Annotated in this window: 16 protein-coding genes; 13 read left to right on the forward strand and 3 right to left on the reverse strand. The window is 44.4% G+C overall.

Translation table 11 applies throughout. The features are described 5' to 3' along the window. Nucleotides 1-206 precede the first annotated feature (206 nt). The 4 genes from AC58UU_RS01140 to AC58UU_RS01155 all read left to right on the forward strand — a co-directional run bounded on the left by AC58UU_RS01140 (nt 207) and on the right by AC58UU_RS01155 (nt 3,290). Nucleotides 207-665 carry a MarR family winged helix-turn-helix transcriptional regulator gene (locus AC58UU_RS01140; RefSeq protein ID WP_497312221.1) on the forward strand — a complete coding sequence of 153 codons (459 nt, stop codon included), beginning with the start codon at nt 207-209 and terminating at the stop codon, nt 663-665. Nucleotides 666-689: 24 nt separating this feature from the next. Further along, nucleotides 690-1,484, forward strand: a complete 795-nt coding sequence (motA, locus tag AC58UU_RS01145) for a flagellar motor stator protein MotA (RefSeq protein ID WP_497312223.1) — start codon at nt 690-692, stop codon at nt 1,482-1,484. Further along, nucleotides 1,481-2,287: a flagellar motor protein MotB gene (gene motB / locus AC58UU_RS01150; protein WP_497312225.1), complete on the forward strand. Its 807-nt coding sequence runs from the start codon at nt 1,481-1,483 to the stop codon at nt 2,285-2,287. The genes motA and motB overlap by 4 nt, the downstream gene beginning before the upstream one ends. A gap of 154 nt (nt 2,288-2,441) precedes the next feature. Beyond that, nucleotides 2,442-3,290 (forward strand): MBL fold metallo-hydrolase, encoded by an 849-nt coding sequence (locus tag AC58UU_RS01155; protein ID WP_497312227.1) that lies wholly within the window; start codon nt 2,442-2,444, stop codon nt 3,288-3,290. Between the two features lie 118 nt (nt 3,291-3,408). On the opposite strand, the gene AC58UU_RS01160 is transcribed toward AC58UU_RS01155, so the two are convergent. Beyond that, nucleotides 3,409-5,337, reverse strand: a complete 1,929-nt coding sequence (locus AC58UU_RS01160; protein WP_497312229.1) for a methyl-accepting chemotaxis protein — start codon at nt 5,335-5,337, stop codon at nt 3,409-3,411. A 308-nt stretch (nt 5,338-5,645) separates the two neighbouring features. Between AC58UU_RS01160 and AC58UU_RS01165 the strand changes: the two genes are divergently transcribed. From AC58UU_RS01165 to phoU, 5 genes are all read left to right on the forward strand, one after another. Further along, the gene (locus tag AC58UU_RS01165; protein ID WP_497312231.1) at nt 5,646-6,542 is read left to right on the forward strand and encodes a phosphate ABC transporter substrate-binding protein; all 897 of its coding nucleotides are present in this window, start codon (nt 5,646-5,648) and stop codon (nt 6,540-6,542) included. Between the two features lie 159 nt (nt 6,543-6,701). Next, entirely contained in the window at nt 6,702-7,637 is a 936-nt protein-coding gene (gene pstC / locus AC58UU_RS01170; protein WP_171641479.1) for a phosphate ABC transporter permease subunit PstC, read from the forward strand. Further along, on the forward strand, nt 7,634-8,491 hold the full coding sequence (pstA, locus tag AC58UU_RS01175) for a phosphate ABC transporter permease PstA (protein ID WP_171641477.1): 858 nt from the start codon (nt 7,634-7,636) through the stop codon (nt 8,489-8,491). The genes pstC and pstA overlap by 4 nt, the downstream gene beginning before the upstream one ends. After that, nucleotides 8,492-9,256 carry a phosphate ABC transporter ATP-binding protein PstB gene (gene pstB, locus AC58UU_RS01180; protein ID WP_036635822.1) on the forward strand — a complete coding sequence of 255 codons (765 nt, stop codon included), beginning with the start codon at nt 8,492-8,494 and terminating at the stop codon, nt 9,254-9,256. A 25-nt stretch (nt 9,257-9,281) separates the two neighbouring features. Continuing rightward, a complete protein-coding gene (gene phoU, locus AC58UU_RS01185; protein ID WP_497312234.1) occupies nt 9,282-9,941 on the forward strand; it encodes a phosphate signaling complex protein PhoU in 660 nt (219 codons plus the stop codon). A gap of 58 nt (nt 9,942-9,999) precedes the next feature. Here phoU and AC58UU_RS01190 read toward each other — a convergent pair whose 3' ends face one another. Further along, the gene (locus AC58UU_RS01190; RefSeq protein WP_497312236.1) at nt 10,000-11,577 is read right to left on the reverse strand and encodes an ATP-binding protein; all 1,578 of its coding nucleotides are present in this window, start codon (nt 11,575-11,577) and stop codon (nt 10,000-10,002) included. 188 nt (nt 11,578-11,765) lie between these two features. Here AC58UU_RS01190 and AC58UU_RS01195 point away from each other — a divergent pair, with 188 nt between their 5' ends. Further along, on the forward strand, nt 11,766-13,535 hold the full coding sequence (locus AC58UU_RS01195) for a GGDEF domain-containing protein (protein WP_497312238.1): 1,770 nt from the start codon (nt 11,766-11,768) through the stop codon (nt 13,533-13,535). Here the strand turns inward: AC58UU_RS01195 and AC58UU_RS01200 are convergent. Beyond that, nucleotides 13,521-14,270 carry an HAD family hydrolase gene (locus AC58UU_RS01200; protein WP_497312240.1) on the reverse strand — a complete coding sequence of 250 codons (750 nt, stop codon included), beginning with the start codon at nt 14,268-14,270 and terminating at the stop codon, nt 13,521-13,523. The genes AC58UU_RS01195 and AC58UU_RS01200 overlap by 15 nt on opposite strands. 132 nt (nt 14,271-14,402) lie before the next feature. On the opposite strand from AC58UU_RS01200, the gene polA reads away from it, so the two are divergent. From polA to AC58UU_RS01215, 3 genes are all read left to right on the forward strand, one after another. Then, the gene (polA, locus tag AC58UU_RS01205) at nt 14,403-17,063 is read left to right on the forward strand and encodes a DNA polymerase I (RefSeq protein ID WP_497312242.1); all 2,661 of its coding nucleotides are present in this window, start codon (nt 14,403-14,405) and stop codon (nt 17,061-17,063) included. Between the two features lie 223 nt (nt 17,064-17,286). Next, entirely contained in the window at nt 17,287-18,147 is an 861-nt protein-coding gene (gene mutM, locus AC58UU_RS01210) for a DNA-formamidopyrimidine glycosylase (RefSeq protein ID WP_497312244.1), read from the forward strand. 97 nt (nt 18,148-18,244) lie between these two features. Continuing rightward, a complete protein-coding gene (locus tag AC58UU_RS01215) occupies nt 18,245-18,988 on the forward strand; it encodes an MntP/YtaF family protein (protein WP_497312246.1) in 744 nt (247 codons plus the stop codon).

The raw sequence follows: 18,988 nt of genomic DNA on the forward strand, positions 1-18,988 counted from the left end.
ATACTGATATCGGTTCAAGCAGGAATTAGTTCTCCTCAAGTATAAAATAAGTGAGAGAAGGACGCTAGCATTCGTCAAATTGTTTGCATTTTCACAAAAAATACATGACTTTAGTCCTATTTTTCGACAAAAAATGATTGTATTAAATAATAAATAAACTTATTATATGTACATATACAACTTTTTGTTGAATTATCGGAGGGTCAATGACAATTGAGCAAGGAAAGCCTTATGACAGCCCAGGATTTCATCTTTGGCAGGTTACGAATCTATGGCAAAAAAATCTTCGTTATGCCCTGCATGATTTGGATCTCACGCATGTTCAATTTATTTTACTGGCAACCACAGAATGGTTAAATTCTCAATCCCCTCTTGGGGATGTGACACAAGTTCAAATTGCCATGCATGCGCACATTGATCCCATGATGGCATCACAAGTACTTCGTAACTTAGAAAAGAAAGGGTTTCTCATTCGCAAGGAACATCCGACGGACACGCGGGCCAAATCAATCTCTTTAACGCCAGCTGGAGAGATGTTGATATCCAAGGCAATAGACATTGTCGAGCAAGCCGATCGCCGCTTTTTTTCTAAACTGGGGGAAGAACAGGAAACGTTGGCAAGCTTGTTGAGATCTTTAGGAAGCATGACAACTCATGAAAATTAGATCATAGGGAGAGGTGCCTGGAATATGGAGAAGTCATCACTAATCGGAATTGTATTAGCTTTTATATCCATTGGTGTGGGTATGGTATTGAAAGGGGCAAGCCTGGTAGCACTGCTGAATCCTGCCGCTGCCTTAATTATTTTCGGTGGTACAGCATCGGCCTTATTTATTGCTTTTTCAATGGAAGAAATAAAGAAGATTCCGACTTTATTGAAAATTATTTTTACCGTACAGAAATTAATGCCTAAAAAAGAACTGATCGAGACATTCATCGAATGGGTTTCCATTACACGTCGTGAAGGATTACTTTCCTTGGAAAAGCAAGCAGAGGAGCTGTCAGACCCTTTTATGAAAAGCGGCATGCGCCTCATTATTGATGGAAATGACGCAGATTTCGTACGTGACGTATTGCTCGAAGATATTGCGGAGATGGAAACAAGACATAAGAAATATGCAAGTATTTTTACGCAAGCTGGTACATATGCACCGACACTCGGCGTACTTGGCGCCGTTGTTGGACTCATCGCTGCTCTTGGTAATTTGAGTGAAGTAGAAAAACTAGGTCATCTGATTTCAGCGGCCTTCGTTGCAACAATGTTCGGGATTTTCCTTGGTTACGTTATTTTTCACCCATTTGCAAATAAGCTGAAGCAGAAGTCTAAGAAAGAAGTAGAAATTAAACTTATGATCGTAGAAGGGTTGCTCTCCATTCAATCCGGTGTATCTGCCAATTCCGTGAAGCAAAAAATGATGATCTTCGTTGCCAACAATGAACGTGCGTCGTATGACGAAGATTCGAAGGGGGCCGCTCCACAGTGAGTAAAAAGAAGAAGCATGAGGATCATGAAGAACATATTGATGAAACCTGGCTCATTCCCTATGCGGATTTGCTTACCTTGCTTCTAGCCCTCTTTATCATTCTGTTTGCATCCAGTCAATTGGATTCTAAGAAATACGACTCGATTATGCGGTCCTTGAACAATGCCTTCACCGGTGGAGAAGCGCCCTTCGCAATGTCAAATTTGATTCCGATTGATGATGCGGCGAATTCTACGAAAAACAATAACAAGAACCAGAATCCGCCAACGAAAGAGGAAAGTAAAACCGACAGCCAGCTGGCTGCAAAGCTGCAGAAGGAAGAGAAGGATCTCAAAGAGTTAAAGCAAAGCATGGATGCTTACATTAAAGAAAACAACATGAGTGAGCAGCTAACCACGAAGCTGGATAATGAGAAGCTGACCATTACGATTAGTGACCGTGCACTGTTCGATTCAGGGTCGGCTACAATTAAACAAGAATCACAAAAGCTGGCTGTTTCTATGTCTAATCTGCTGGGTAGTTATCCAGGATATGAGGTTCAAGTAGCAGGTCATACGGATAATATCCCGATTCACCGAGCTGACTTTGAAACGAACTGGGATCTAAGCGCCAAGCGTGCGGTCAATTTTATGAAAATACTTCTGAATAACAGTAAAATTGAGCCTGCTTCCTACTCTTCGGTCGGATTCGGTGAATACCGGCCGATTGCACAAAATGATACAACAGAAGGTAGAGCGAAGAACCGACGAGTTGAAGTGAGTATCTTGCGTAACATTAAAGCGACGGATGAGATTGCGAAATAAATTTCAATTTCCGATAAGATTTGTAAGGCTAAGAGTCGTTAGACTCTGGCCTTTTTTTCGTTAAAAAACACATTTCATATCGAGAAATACGGAGTAATTTTACAGCGAAATGGGGATAGTAAAGTGGAATTTGCAATGATGAGGAGAAGTTTACATGGAGCATACAGATCTTACATATGAGCATACATACATCCCGCTAACTACATTATCCAGTGGTGAAGGCAAAGAAATAGCCATTGATATATATGGTTACTGCATTCAGATCGTGAATATTTGTTTCATTGGCAATCCAACAAGCAGGGAGAAAGAATGGGTTTTAGTTGACGCAGGTATGCCACAATCGGCAGATGAGATCATTCGTGTCGCTGAGGAGCGTTTTGGAGCACATAAGAAGCCTACGGCGATCATCTTGACGCATGGGCATTTCGACCATGTCGGGGCTATCGAGAATCTTTTGGAATACTGGGATGTTCCGGTATATGCGCATGAGTTGGAAATCCCTTATTTGACGGGAAAATCCAATTATCCTAAAGGGGATTCTACGGTAAATGGCGGGCTTGTAAGCGAGCTTTCGCCCCTGTTTCCAAACCACGGTATTGACATAGGTAATCATGTACATCCTTTGCCCGCTAATGGTATCGTTCCTGGACTGATGGGGTGGCAATGGATTCATACACCGGGGCATACACCAGGACACATTTCTCTTTTTCGAGCCAAAGATAGTTCATTAATAGCCGGAGATGCCTTCGTTACCGTTAAACAAGAGTCGCTTTACAAGCTGTTCACGCAAGAACAAGAAATAAGCGGGCCTCCTAAGTATTTCACGACAGACTGGCAAGCAGCCTGGGATTCGGTTAGAAAGCTTCAAGATTTACATCCATCTTTAGCGATAACGGGACATGGAAAAGCGATGAACGGTGAAGAACTAAGCCGCGAACTAGGCCGTTTGGCGGAGGATTTCGAGAAGATAGCGATTCCTGAGGAAGGTCGGTTTGTGCATTAGGCAGTAATGATTGTTTGGTCCTCCACAGTTAGATTCGCTTTAGACGGTCGTATTACTCGAAATTAAAAATCCCTCTACGCTTCCAATTAGGAGGAGTAGAGGGATTTTAGCGTTACTATTATTTTCCTACAAGAGCAAGCTCTTTGTTTTCTTTCCTAGATTCACCTTTGTTCAGGTCATCCTGTGGTGTTTCCGTTGATAAGCTTTCTTGTTCTTCTTCAAACAGTTCCATTTGATAATCTTCCAAAACCTCGGATTGCTCATCATTCATGACATGGATGGTCTCCGATTGAAGATCAAAATTCTCCTGATGATTCTTCGTATCAGTCTCACTAATCTGGAATTTGCTTATCTCCGCAAATAACTGCTGTGCAAGTTCAAGGATATCATCCGACTCTTCGGCGATCCGGCGGATGGATGCATCTTGCTGTATCGAGGTCGAGCTTACTTCCTCGACCCCGGCAGCTGTTTCTTGCGCAATGGCGGCTACGAACTGAACGGAATTTACTAATCTATCGTTCTTGGATTGTACATGTTCAATTTTCACATGGATTTGTTCAATTTGCCCGATAATTCCTTTCATTGATTGTTCGATGCCCTCGAAAGAACCGAGCGTATCTGCTACCCGATGGTTTTGTGCAACCGCAGATTCGCGAGCTTCAATCAGTGAGCTCTGTAATTCTTTGATTTGCTTCTGAAGCGCTTGAATGATGCCGCCGATTGTCTTGGAGGAATCATTCGTCTGCTGAGAAAGCTGACGAACTTCATCCGCAATCACAGAGAAGCCGCGGCCGTGTTCGCCGGCTCTTGCTGCTTCAATCGCAGCGTTCAAGGCAAGCACGTTCGTTTGCGTAGAAATTTCCGTGATCGAGTGAATAATAGCGCCAATTTGCTTGGAGCTGTCAGACAAGGTCATCATGGCACTATCGACCTTCTTTAGGACAGCCTGTGACTGATCTGACGATGATTTCAGCGCCCTTACGGATGCTGTCCCTTGTATTGTACCGGACGCAGCCTCTTCACTGGTACGCTTCATTTCATAGGTATAAGCGGTAATTTCACGAATCTCTGCTTCCAGCTCTGCAATGATCATCGAGCTTTGCTCTGTTTTCATGGCTTGCTCGTCAGCACCAGTCGATATCTCTGTAATTGCCTTCAAAATATCTGTGTTGGCCGATGCCGTAAGCTTAGAAAAGCGGTGAAACTCATGGGAGTGCTCTGATAATGACGAAGCAATCTGCATCGTAGCATTCAGCATCTGGCGAACTTGAACGATCATATGGTCGAAGCTATCACTTAGCTTACCTAACTCATCATTAGATTTAGAATTAATCGTATGGGACAAATCACCTGCGGCAATAAGAGATACGGCATTTTGTAAAATTTTAATAGGACGTGTGAAGGAGCTAATGATTAGAAAAGCAATAATAATGGTTACAATAACGACGATAGCAAAAGCGATCAACATGACTCTACTGCTTTCATTAAGTGCTTTCGTTGAGTTGGCTATTGCTTGTTCTGCAGCCTCTGCATAGGTGACATAGAATTTATCAACAAGTTCAAAAATCTTATCCTTCAATTCCTGAGACTCATTATATAGGTAAAGGAGGTTAATTTGCAGATCCATCGGTTTCAAGTTGGGGTCTTGGACCATTTTAGCCGCAGAGTCGAAGTTATTTATGTAATCAACGGATAATTGAATTAATTGGCTTCGCCACTTCTTTTGATCAGCTGTTGAAGCTGTATCACCAATCTTTTGAATGAAATCGTTATAAGGCTTTCGCTTATCATTGTATTTTGCGATGTATTCCGGTTTCTTGGAAATCTCTAGCCCTGAGGCAATGATGTTCATTTCCTGTACCATATTTTTAAGCTCTAGCGCTAGCACCTTAAGTTCGACTTTATCGTTCTGGTCCGTCATATGCTTCTTGATTTGATGTACTTGATTCAGATTAAACAAAGCAACGGCAAGGAAAATGAGAAGCACTCCGCTGAAACTGGCAATTAATTTTAATCGCATGGTCATATTGATTTTTATCTTCTTCATAAGTCATTCCTCCTATATATTACTTGACAATATTCGACTGTTTTCGTGTTGCTACTTATTAATATAGGGTGCTTCTATTAACTAAAGCATCTAACTATGTTAAAGATATGTAAATTTATCCATACTTCTAACGAATGAAAGAAGAAATAAAAGTTTTACATTACGTTTACGTTTCGTGGGTTTGGATTTTACATTCGGTTGTTACGATAGGTAAGTAAGTTAGTTCGACAGACAACAAAGTGGAATCGATACTAACATAACAAGTAACATACAAATCAAAGGAGGACATGCTAACTATGTTTAAGTTCATGTCGAAAAAAGGAATTACATTTACACTTTCCGCGGTATTAATGATGGGGTCATTGGTTGGTTGCGGCGCAAAAACAGATACTAAAAATGCTGCTTCTCCAACACCTGCTGCTAGTGCAGCTGCTTCTGCTGCTCCAACAAAAACAGAACTAAGCGGTACGGTTACTGCTTCAGGTTCAAGCGCGCTTCTTCCATTAGTTAAACAAGCTGCTACTGAGTTTATGGAAAAAAATCCAAAAGTAACGATCAACGTTACTGCAGGCGGATCAGGTACAGGAATTAAAAACGTAGCAGACGGTACTTCAGATATCGGTAACTCCGACGTTGAGCCAGCTGCTGAATATAAAGATAAAGGTCTTGTTGACCACCAAGTAGCAATTGCTCCATTCGCATTAATCGTAAACAAAGATGTAAAAGTTGATAATGTTACGAAACAACAAGCAGCAGACATTTACATGGGTAAAGTTACGAACTGGAAAGAAGTTGGCGGCAATGACGCGAAAATCGTTCTTGTTCACCGTCCAGATAGCTCAGGTTCCCGTACATTAGTTAAACAAATCATTCTTGATGGCAAAGAATTCACGAAAGACGGTATTACACAAGAAAACAGCGGTGCAATGAAAACAGCTGTTGCTGGTCAGTCCAGCTCCATTGGATATGTAGATACACCTTACATTGATGACACAGTAAAAGCATTGAAAATTGATAATGTAGCGTTCTCTGAGGAAAACATTAAGAACGGTACTTACAAATTGTTTGGTGTTGAGCATATGTATACAAAAGGTGAAGCGAAAGATCCTGCTAAAGCATTCATCGCTTACATCACAAGCAAAGAATTCCAAGGTAAACAAGTTCGTGACTTGAAATTCTTACCTGCTGATTTGCTTAAAAAATAATAAATAGAACAAACTAAGAGCGCTGGCATCCTATGCCGCGCTCTTTTTTTACTTTGAAATACGAAACTTTTACATTCCCTTAACAATTCATTGACGATCCAATTACAATCATGCTCTATCATAAAAGTAATGTGATTTAAGAGAAAGGGGAATTACCCATTGAATTCCGTAGCAGACAAACTAACGAACGCGAAATCAGACGAAAGTCGTCCAATCGTCACGAAATGGACCCAAGGACAACATAGACAAGATAACATCATGAGGTGGGTGTTTGTTGGAAGTGCTGCCCTAGTGTCTGCCATCATTTTTTCTATCATTGTTTTCGTGGGAATGCAAGGGATTAAGACTTTTCAAGGAGTCAGTCCTTTTGAATTTTTCTTCTCTACAGACTGGACGCCAGGTCAAAATAAATTCGGAGCCTTTCCTTTTTTATACAGCACGCTGCTCATGACATTGGTTTCAGTTGTGTTTTCAGTGCCGCTTGCATTGTCAGGGGCATTATTCATGGCTAAAATTGCTCCGAGATGGATGCGTGAAATCATGCGTCCTGCGACGGATCTGTTCGTAGGTATCCCTTCGGTTGTTTATGGCCTAATCGGCATGACAGTTATCGTTCCTGCACTCGGTAAAATTACAGGAGGGGTTGGATACGGTATTTTACCAGCTTCCATCATTCTCGCAATCATGATCTTACCAACTATTCTCTCTATCTCAGAAGATGCTATCCGCGCATTGCCGGGGCGCCTGGAGGAAGCATCACTGGCATTAGGAGCAACACGTTGGCAAACCATGTGGCGTGTCCTTTTGCCTGCAGCTAGACCCGGTATTCTAACAGCAATCATCCTTGGCATGGGGCGTGCAATCGGTGAAACCATGGCTGTTTTCATGGTTATTGGTAACTCGCCGCAAATGCCGAAATCACTCCTTGACTCAACCACGGTATTAACGACCGCGATTGTGAAGGATATGGGGAATACGAATTACGGAAGCACTTGGAATAATGCGCTCTATTTAATGGCGCTTCTTCTACTAGTGATCTCCTTATCCTTAATTCTTATTATCCGTATCGTAGCCAAAAGGAGTGAACTTAAATGAAGAGCAAAACAACGGATCGTTTGGCCACGATGTATTTCTGGGCATCTGGCATTGTTATTATATTGATTCTGGCTTGGTTTCTATTTCGAATATTAGGTGATGGAGTTCCACATTTATCATGGAATTTCATCTTTGGGAAGTCTGAGGAGATCAAAGCTGGCGGCGGTGTAGGCCCGCAATTGTTCAACTCCTTCTATGTCCTATTCTTATCCCTGCTGATATCCATTCCAATCGGTTTATTCTCGGGGATATACTTGGCGATATACGCACAAAAAAATTGGTTCACTGATCTCGTACGAATCTCGGTTGAAGCTCTGGCTTCTGTTCCTTCTATCGTATTTGGATTGTTCGGTTTCTTACTTTTCGCCAATTTGCTTGGTCTGAAGTTTTCAATTATTGGTGGGGCCGCGACGGTTGCTCTGCTTAATTTACCTGTTATGGTAAGGGTCACAGAGGTCTCGATCCGTACGGTTCCTGAGTCATATTGGGAGGCAAGCCTTGCACTTGGCTCAACGAGATGGCAAGCCATTCGCAAAGTGCTCATACCTGCTTCGCTACCAAGCTTAATTACGGGGATTACTTTGATTGCTGGACGCGCGCTAGGCGAATCTGCGATTCTAATTTATACAGCGGGCTTATCGGTTTCTCGCTTCTTTCCGGATTTCAATCCACTGAAGATGGGGGAGACGCTATCTGTTCATCTCTGGTATGTTGGCGCTGAAGCGTTAGTTCCGGATGCCAAGGAAATCGCTAAAGGAAGTGCCGCGCTGCTCCTGATCGTCGTACTCATATTTAACCTACTTGTCAGTATACCAAGCCGAATTTTACAAAAAAGACTTTCCGGGGGGAAATAAATCGTGGCGACCAAGCATAAGATTAAAGCGGACAAATTAAATTTATTTTACGGAGATAATCATGCTCTCCACGATATTGAATTGGCTATAGAAACGGGTACAATCGCCGCTTTGATCGGTCCTTCAGGCTGTGGGAAATCCACCTTCCTGCGCACCTTGAACCGTATGAATGATCTTATTGATAGTGTACGTATTACTGGAAATGTAGCCGTGGATGGTCACAATATCTATGATTCCGATTCCGATGTTGTTTCACTGCGTAAGCGTGTAGGGATGGTATTTCAACGTCCAAATCCGTTTCCGATGAGCATTTATGACAACATTGCATATGGCCCTCGCATCCATGGTACGAAGAAGAAAGCCGTCCTAGATGAAATCGTAGAGCGCAGTCTTGTACAAGCAGCCTTGTGGGATGAAGTAAAGGATCGTTTGCATAAATCTGCTCTAGGCCTGTCCGGCGGACAACAACAGCGTTTATGCATCGCGCGGTTACTAGCTGTAGAACCTGACGTACTTCTTATGGATGAGCCTACATCGGCGCTAGATCCAATCTCAACGCTCAAAGTTGAAGAGTTGACACAAACCTTGAAAGAGAAATACACCATCATCATCGTCACGCACAACATGCAGCAGGCAGCAAGAATTTCGGATATGACCTCCTTCTTCCTTAATGGATACTTAGTGGAAACGGACAAGACGGATAAGATTTTCACCAATCCGAATGATCAACGTACGGAAGATTACATTACGGGAAGATTCGGTTAACTACAACTGAGGGGAGAGACGCAAAATGGACGCAAGACCTGGGTTTCATCAATCATTGTCAGTTTTGCAAAAAGAATTGCAGGATATGGGGGAAAGCGTTAAGGATTTGATTCTTAAGTCCGTGGAGTCGTTGGCCAAGTTCGATGAGAATGCGGCACGGCAAGTCATTAAGAATGATGATCTCATTGATGATTATTTAACGACAATCGATGAGCTCTGCCTTCGATTAATTGCTTTACAACAACCAATGGCAAGTGATCTGCGAATCATTGGAACGGCTATGAAAATCGCTACAGACTTGGAACGAATTGCTGATCATGCCGTAGATATTGCGAAGATTACGATCCGTCTCGCTGGAGAAGAGCTTGTTAAGCCGCTCGAAGTCATTCCTGAAATGGCCGATATTGCCATTGAGATGCTGCATGAGAGCCTCCTTTCTTATACGGAGCGCGATGTTCACAGGGCGGCATCGCTTGCCGAGAAAGATGACCGCGTGGATAAGCTATACAGCTCGGTGATGCAGGAATTGATGGGGATGATGGGTTCGGATTACAATCGTAACCGTCAGTTGACCCATTTATTGTTTGTTGCTCATTTCTTAGAGCGTGTAGCCGATCACACTACGAATATCGGTGAAGGTGTTATTTATATGGTCACAGGGAAACGCAAGGATTTGAATGTGTAAATAAATCGTATATAGAAGGGACGCTCCTAAGTCATCATGACTTGTGAGCGTCCCTTTTTCATGTGCGTGAGGCGGTAATCGGAAAGCGAATGAGGAAGGTCGTTCCTTTCTCACTTGACTGAACTTCAATCGAAGCATGATGCCTGGCAGCGATGCTGTAGCAAATAGCTAAACCGAGCCCTGTACCTTCATCTTTGGTCGTGAAGAAAGGTCTTCCTAGCTTCTCCAGGTGTTCCTCATTAATTCCTATACCTTCATCAGCAATAAGTAGAACGACGTGTTCTGTCTCGGTGTAGGTTTCAATTCTCAGCTTACCGCCGAGGCTCATTGCTTCTAAACCATTCATACACATATTCAATATGAGTTGACGCAATTCTTTATCGTCGAGTTGAATAACAGGACAATCCTTGAATTGGAAATGAACATGCTTGCCGGACATGACGGCTTCAGCTTGGATGAGGGGGATGAGCATTTCGATAATTCGATTGATATTTTCAGGTTGTTGGTGGGATTGCTTATTTTTGGCTAGAGATAAATATTCGGTAATAATCTCGTTCGCTCTGTCCAACTCTTCTAGCATGATAGGGATGTATTCTTTTTGCATATGACGATCGTTCTCTTGAAATAATTGGAGGAAGCCGCGAATGGTCGTCATCGGGTTGCGAATCTCGTGGGCAATACCGGCGGCCATTTCCCCAACTAGATTGAGTTGAGCTAGACGAGCCATCTCTGATTCAAATCGCAAACTTTCCGTGATATCGACGGCAACTTCAAGCAAGCAGCTTTCATTTTCAATATCGATGATTTCCGTTGATAGCAGGGCCGTTCGAATTTCCTTGGACTTGGTTTCGTACTTGACCTTGCAATTATGGATGACATCATTACAATTCCTTGAATCACCTACTTCAGCTAGTAAGAGATCAAGTGTTGTTCCAATGATTTCATCACCATAGCCTGTATATTGTTTCCAGCTTTCATTAATTTCGAGATAGGTGAGATCAGGTAGACGGCGGATAGCCATCAAAGAAGGAGAGAGTATGAACATTTTCTTGAAGTGTTCTTGTGATTTTATGAGCTTTTCATGGGCATCCACTAACTCGGAGGTTCTCTCTTCCACCCATTGCTCCAAAAGAAAATTTTGCTGCTTTAATTTCTCTTCCGCTTCAGCTAACTTGCGATTGGTCTCTTCGAGATCTAGCGTTCGCTTATGCAGCAGTTCACTTTGATATTTGATTTTTTGATGATTGAGGTGCATGTTAACGAAGCCATCGACTTTCATGCGCAGCATTTTAGGATGAATTGGTTTGAATAAATAATCAATAGAGCCCACATGGTAACCCTTCAAAACATGCTCAATAGAGGTGCTGAGAGCCGTTAGGAAGATGATGGGAATATCCTGACAAGCTTTTCGCTGCTTGATCAGTTCGGCCGTCTCGAAGCCGCTAAGTCCAGGCATTTGCACATCCATCAAGATTACAGCGATGTGATCAGCGGGTTCTTTTAATAAATATCTCAGAACTTCCTCGCCTGATTGCAAAGAAATAACGTCATAGTTGGAAGAGGCCAGAATGCTATTCAGAGCCAGCAAGTTCTCGTAGCGGTCATCTACCGCCAAGATTTTTACTTGTTGTTCCATTTCAAATCCTTTCCGTGCTTGTACATTGTACGCACCTAACAATCCATCCTTCTCTTTTTCGGGAAAAAGATTGAATTCCCTCTTTTTTTTTTGAAGTCTTTACATACATTTTACATATGGATAATAAAGCCAGTCATTTGATTTGATAGACTAGAGAAATAAGTATATTCAGGTAAGGGATGATGGACATGAAGGCTCAGTCAGAAATGCTGGAACAATTCTATAAGATGATAGATAAAGAGTACATATATTCCGTTTATCAGCCTATTATCTCACTGCAGGATGGTCAAGTAATGGGGTATGAAGCGTTAACGCGAGGTCCCAAAGATAGTCCCTTTCATTTACCTTTGGCCATGTTTCAATTCGCAGAGCAGCAAGGAGAGCTCTACATGCTTGAGCAGCTTGCTCGTGAAAAAGCGATTAAAGGATCCATTTTGGAGCATCCACAGCAATTGCTTTTTATCAATATTTCATCACAAGTGCTTTACGATCCTGGGTTTGTTCCTGGTAAAACGCTTGAGATTTTACAGAAATACGGACTCCGTCCAAGCAATGTCGTTTTTGAAATTACGGAAAGAAGTTCGATTGAGGACTTCTCCTTAGCCCAAAAGATTCTGGAGCATTACCGTAAACAAGGCTATCGAATTGCCATAGATGATGCTGGTGCGGGATATTCCTCCCTGCAAGCAATAGCTGAGCTTCAACCGGATTTTATTAAGATTGATCGTTCCCTCATTGAAAATATACATAAAAACAAAGTAAAAGAGTATATCCTTGAAACGTTCGTTACTTTTGCCCATAAAATGAACATATCCCTCATCGCTGAAGGCATTGAACATGCGGATGAACTAACCAAATTAACTCGGCTCGGCGTGCATTATGCCCAAGGCTACTTGCTTGGAAAGCCAAATGAATCTCCCGCGAAGGTGCAGGACATGCATAAAATGTTGATTTGGCAGCATCGCAAAGTACAAGGAGGCAGTATGACTTGGAGCATTGGCGACCTGAAAACTCCTGTAAAAGTGTTTGACAAGAAAAAACTGATTTCGGAAGTGGCGGATTACTTCAAAAAAAATCAAGAAGCTGTGGGTGCTGTCATCGTGGATGAAGAGGTGCCGATTGGCCTCATGATGAGAGACCGCTTATTTCAACAATTAACCGGTCAATACGCCTTCTCCTTGTTCTGGAATCGAACCATTGACAGTATTATGGATGAATCGCCGTTAATCGTGGACGAGTTCATGCCTGTTGAGGAAGTATCACAGATGGCTACCTCACGCGCAATAAACCACTTATACGACCTAGTCATCGTTACAAGCAATGGGAAAATGGGAGGAGTAGCATCCATTAGAACGATTCTTGAGAGTATAACGAATGTACGAATGGAGTCTGCGCGTGTGGCCAATCCACTAACAGGACTGCCAGGGAATTTGCAAATCAATCGCGAATTGAACAAGAGGATAAGTGAGAACAAACCGTTTCATGTGGTGTATGCGGATTTGGATTACTTCAAGTGGTTCAATGATCGGTTTGGATTTCAAAAAGGGGATCAACTGATTCAATATACAGCGGATGTTATGCAGCAATCCATTGCGGTTTGTGGGACACCTCATGATTTTGTCGGGCATGTGGGAGGCGATGATTTTATCGTGATCTCTGCCACGTTATCTCCAAAACAACTGTGTCAGGAAATCATTCGCCGCTTCGAACAAGGTGTGCAGATGTTCTATGAGGATGAGGAGTGGGAGTATGTATGGGATCGGAGCGGCAACAAGGTAAAGAGCGAGGGAGTTACGCTTTCGCTCTCTTTAGTCGTTTGTGTCTGCGAATCTCCCATTTCACTCGAACACATTTCCCAAACAGCCGCCCTACTTAAAAAGAAAGCAAAAGCGCATCAAGGAAGTATTTATTATTTTGAAAAAATTGGCTCAAGTGGCCTTGAATTAAAAAGTGTATAACAATTGTTTAAAAGAACGAATAATAATGACCTTCTGTTTACCGATTCGGCGCTCGGATATTTTCTTGATATTCCCCGGATGTATCCAAATCGCATCCATGCCGCTTGACGCGGCCCCCACCACATCGTTACGCCACGAATTTCCAACCATAACACTTTGGTTTGAAGCCGTGCCCATCGTCTTTAGAGCTCTCTCAAAGATAGCGGGGTGCGGCTTTCGCGGTCCATCCTTCTCTGAACTAAATAAACGATCTTGATCGATCCACCTGGTGAGTTTCATTTTCTCCAAATTACTCAGCAACCTTTTCCGATTTCCGTTACTGATGATAGCCAGTTTATAGTTATGTGATAATGCCTCAAGTGTGTCTTCAACGCCGGGAAAGAGGGCAACGAAGTTATCTTCCTGATCTTCTACCTGTTCGAAAAAAGACCGTGTAAAAGCAGGACTAACGTTCACAGGCATAGGTTGAAGAGCTTTACGTAAACAAATGTGGCGCAACTCATCAGGGGATATGGGACTCCTTATCGGTGCCTTTCGGTGACGGCTCCACTCCATCTTGTAGCTTTGTAGGGCTTCTTGGGCTGTAAAAAGCATTTCGCCCGGATCCCATCTCGCCGTAAAGTCGTTCATGACTTCAAGGAATGCCGAATCAAAGCATTGCCTGCGATCCAGGATCGTATTATTCATATCGAAAAAAATAACCTTTTTGCGTATTGGTGAGAAAAAAGGGCTCATATGGAGAACCTCCTTCTGAAGACCGGCCCATTGAATAATGGATTCCATACAGTTTATGTGCGGAACCGTTTTTTTATTTTAATTTCGTATGCTATGATGAAGGAAGTATGTCAAAAATCGGGGTGCGAACTTATGGATAAGCTTATTATTATTGATGGTAACTCTATCGCGAATCGAGCTTTTTATGCTTTACCTTTGCTCAGTAATTCTAGTGGTTTACACACGAATGCGGTTTATGGATTTACAACGATGCTGCTGAAATTAATAGAAGAAGAAAAGCCTACGCATTTTCTCGTTGCGTTCGACGCAGGGAAAATAACATTTAGACATAAAGAATATACGGAATATAAGGGTGGGCGTGCCAAAACGCCGTCTGAGCTCTCCGAGCAGTTTCCGCTGATCAAAGAGCTGCTTAAAGCTTTCAAGATTCCACAGTTTGAGCTGACAGGCTATGAGGCTGACGATATTATTGGAACCTTGACCAAGGCTGCCGATGTAAGAGGCGAGAAGGTGCTTCTCGTTTCGGGAGATAAGGATATGCTGCAGCTGGCTTCCGAGCATGTGACCGTTGCGATCACACGTAAAGGAATTAGCGAAGTTGATCTTTATAATCCTGCAGAAATAAAAGAGAAATACGGGCTCACGCCTGCACAAATTATCGACCTTAAAGGGTTGATGGGCGATACGTCAGATAATATTCCTGGCATTCCGGGTGTTGGGGAAAAAACGGCACTCAAGATGTTACATGAGTTTGGTTCCGTGGAAGAAGTGCTTGCTAATGCATCAAGCCTCAAAGGCAAAATGAAAGAAAAAGTCGAGGAACATGCACAAAGTGCCATCATGAGTAAAGAACTCGCGACGATTTTCCGCGAAGTGCCGATGGAAACCGAGTGGGATGTTTTCCGCTACGATGGCTTTGATGGACAAGCTTTATCCAGTATGTTCCGCAAGCTGGAATTCAAATCCCTCTTGGAGAAGATGGATTTCGGGCCAAGCAGTGTGGATGAGGAACAAGTTGTCGAGAGTTTGGATGCGGTTGTTGTAACGGAAGACAACATGGAAGAACTGATTGGCAAAATAGGCGATAACGCAGCAATCCATGTTGAGGCTGTTGGGGAAAATCCCCATCAAGCTGTGGGGGTTGGCGTTGTCTGGTTTACGTATGATGGGGAAACGAATACATCTTACTTCGTGCCCTTAGCGCTGCTGAAGAGCGAAGCGGGCGAGCCGCTGCGCACTTGGCTAAGCGATGATACCAAGAAGAAGCAGCTCTTCGACCAACACCGTGCCCAGCTGGTGCTGGCTTGGCAAGGCATCCACCTCAAAGGTGTGGATTTCGATGCTCTGCTGGCCGCTTACTTACTCGATCCGACAGAGTCGAATCTTAGCTTGAGCGGCTTGACGGGCAAGTACAGCCTGCCGGGCGTTAAGACCGACGAGGAAGTGTTCGGCAAGGGGGCGAAGTTTCGCTTGCCTGAGCTTGATGCGCTTAGCGACCACTTGGGTCGCAAAGCGATGGCCATTGCACGCATCGTGCCGGTGCTACGCGAAGAGTTGGAGAAGAGCGAGATGCATAGCCTCTTCTACGAGCTGGAGCTGCCTCTCGCGGGCGTGCTCGCAGAGATGGAGCTGCGCGGCATAGCGCTGGATGCCGAGGGGCTCAAAGCCTTCGGCGTGGAGCTTGCAGGCAAGCTGGATGCGATCATGACCCGCATCTACACGCTCGCCGGCGTAGAGTTCAACATCAACTCGCCGAAGCAGCTTGGCGAGATCTTGTTCGAGAAGCTGGGGCTGCCAGCTTGGAAGAAGACCAAAACCGGCTACTCGACGGATGCCGAGGTACTTGAGCGCCTTGCGCCCTACCACGAAGTCGTAGGGGAGATTTTGAACTACCGGTCGCTCGCGAAGCTGCAATCGACGTACGTCGAAGGGCTGCTCAAAGAGGTGCGGCCGGAGACCGGTAAGGTGCACACCTATTACCGGCAGACTATTGCCGCCACGGGCCGGCTCAGCAGCCAGTTCCCGAACCTCCAGAATATTCCTATTCGTCTGGAGGAAGGTCGTAAGATCCGCAAGGTATTCGTTCCATCCGAGCCTGGATGGTACATTCTTGCTGCGGATTACTCGCAGATCGAGCTGCGCGTGCTTGCGCACATCTCGCAGGATGACAATCTGAAGGAAGCGTTCCTTCAGAATATGGACATCCACACGAAGACGGCCATGGACGTCTTCGGGGTGGAAGAGAGCGCCGTCGACGCGAACATGCGCCGTCAGGCCAAAGCCGTCAACTTCGGGATCGTTTACGGCATCAGCGACTACGGCTTGTCCCAGAACTTAGACATTACCCGCAGGGATGCAGCTCAGTTCATTGAACAGTATTTTGCTGTTTTCCAAGGGGTTCGCAAATATATGGATGAAATCGTGAAGGATGCTCGCAGGGACGGTTATGTCACGACCTTGCTGCAACGCCGCCGCTATCTTCCCGAGATCACGGCATCGAACTTTAATCTGCGTTCCTTTGCTGAACGAACAGCTATGAACACGCCGATACAGGGTACGGCGGCAGATATCATTAAACTAGCCATGGTCCAGATGGCCGACCGTTTGAAACAAGACGGACTCAAGAGCCGCATGCTGCTTCAAGTACACGATGAGCTCGTCTTTGAAGTCCCAGAAGAGGAACTTGAGACCATGCGCAGCTTAGTACCGGAAGTCATGGCTGCAGCCCTAAAGCTGGACGTCCCGCTGAGCGCGGATGTTGACTTCGGCCTTACGTGGTACGATGCTAAGTAGGATGCACTGTACTTAAAACTGTGGCCCCCGATTAAGATTAAGCATGTTCTTCAGCGTTAAACATGGCTCAGATGTGTTAATCGTCACATTGAGAGGAACATTTCGTTCCTCTCAGCAGCTGATCAACCCGGTGAATGTAGCCGCTGAGAGAGCCATTCGGCACTCTCGGCCTCTCCTTCTCGCCCGCTCGGCCAATCAACAACACAAAAAGAGGTGAACATCCGTGCCTGAACTACCCGAAGTCGAAACGGTCAGACGAACGCTGAACAATCTAATCACCGGTAAAACGATTGAACATGTTCAGGTCAGACTGCCTCGCATCATCCAAAAGCCGGACGATATTCATATGTTTGAGGTTCTACTGCAAGGCCAGACGGTTGAGACGATAGAACGCAGAGGGAAATTTCTGCGCTTCATACTTACCGATTACGTTATGGTTTCACATCTGCGGATGGAAGGACGGTACGGTCTGTATGATGGTGAAGATCCGTTGGAGCTGCACACCCATGTCTTGTTTCGCTTCACTGATGGCAGCGAGCTCCGCTATAAGGATGTTAGACAATTTGGAACGATGCATCTGTTCCCCAAAGGCGAAGACCTGACGCAGCCTCCGCTCCATAAGCTCGGACTTGAACCGCTTGATGAAAGCTTCACCTTCGAGGCTTTCCAAGACCGGATCGCTCATCGTTCGACGAAGATTAAACCGCTGCTGCTGAATCAAGAATATATCGTGGGTATCGGGAATATTTATGTAGACGAGTCCCTTTTCTTGGCTGGTATTCATCCAGAACGCGAAGCCTCCTCGCTGAGCAAGAAGGAACTCGTACTCCTTCACTCAGCTATTATTCGTACGCTTCGTGAATCGGTTGAAGTTGGAGGATCCTCCATCAAATCGTATGTGAATGGACAAGGCGAAATTGGCTTGTTCCAGCATCAACTGAACATTTATGGCAGACAGTCTCAACCCTGTAAAACATGCGGGAGTGAGATCTACAAAACCGTCGTTGGCGGCAGAGGAACGCATATTTGCCCAACCTGTCAACCGTTAAAGCAGACTAGAATCCGAAAGAAGTCAGAGAAATAGGCACGTGAAGCCTCCCCTCCCCATATGATATGGAGTACTTAGCCTAGACAAACGGCTTACAAGCTAGTTTCTAGGTAAAACTCTTAGGAGGGGTATTATGCTTCCTGTAGTTTCACTACTTATTCTTGCTTTCGCAGTTTCTTTGGACGGCTTCGGCGTCGGTGTGATGTATGGATTACGTAAAATACGAATTCCGCTCCTATCCATTGGGATTATATCGCTTTGGTCTGGTATCATTATCTACAGCTCGATGCAGATCGGTGTACTGATGTCGTCCTTCATGTCTCCCTTGGTAGCTAAGCGTATCGGTGCTCTCATCTTGATTGGGATTGGCATCTGGGCATTAGCTCAAACGAGACAACAAAAGCCTCAAGAGCATCAGGAACGAGGGGGAGTCGCATCTTTAGATCAAGCATCGATAAGCGGTGTTCTTCCTTCACAAGAGGGTAAGCATCCTGGTTCTGGAGAGATTCTCGCGTTTGATACTTTGCAGCGAACGAAGGAAATACTGAATATCGAGCTGAAACGCTTCGGACTTGTTATTCAAATTTTGCGAACACCATCCATTGCAGACGTTGACAAATCGGGTAATATTTCGGCTTCAGAGGCTACACTGCTTGGTTTGGCGCTATCATTGGATGCGTTCGGTGCAGGCATTGGCGCAGCATTAATCGGTTTCGTTCCACTGTTAACGGCTACCGTCATTTCGATATCAAGTGGTTCATTTATTGCATTAGGTTTGCGGTTTGGTTTACGGTATGCGGAGATGAATTGGATGAAGAAACTATCTGTACTTCCGGGATGTGTACTCATTATTATGGGTCTTTTGAAAATGTTGTAG

The sequence above is a fragment of the Paenibacillus sp. JT22N1 genome (assembly GCF_059692155.1).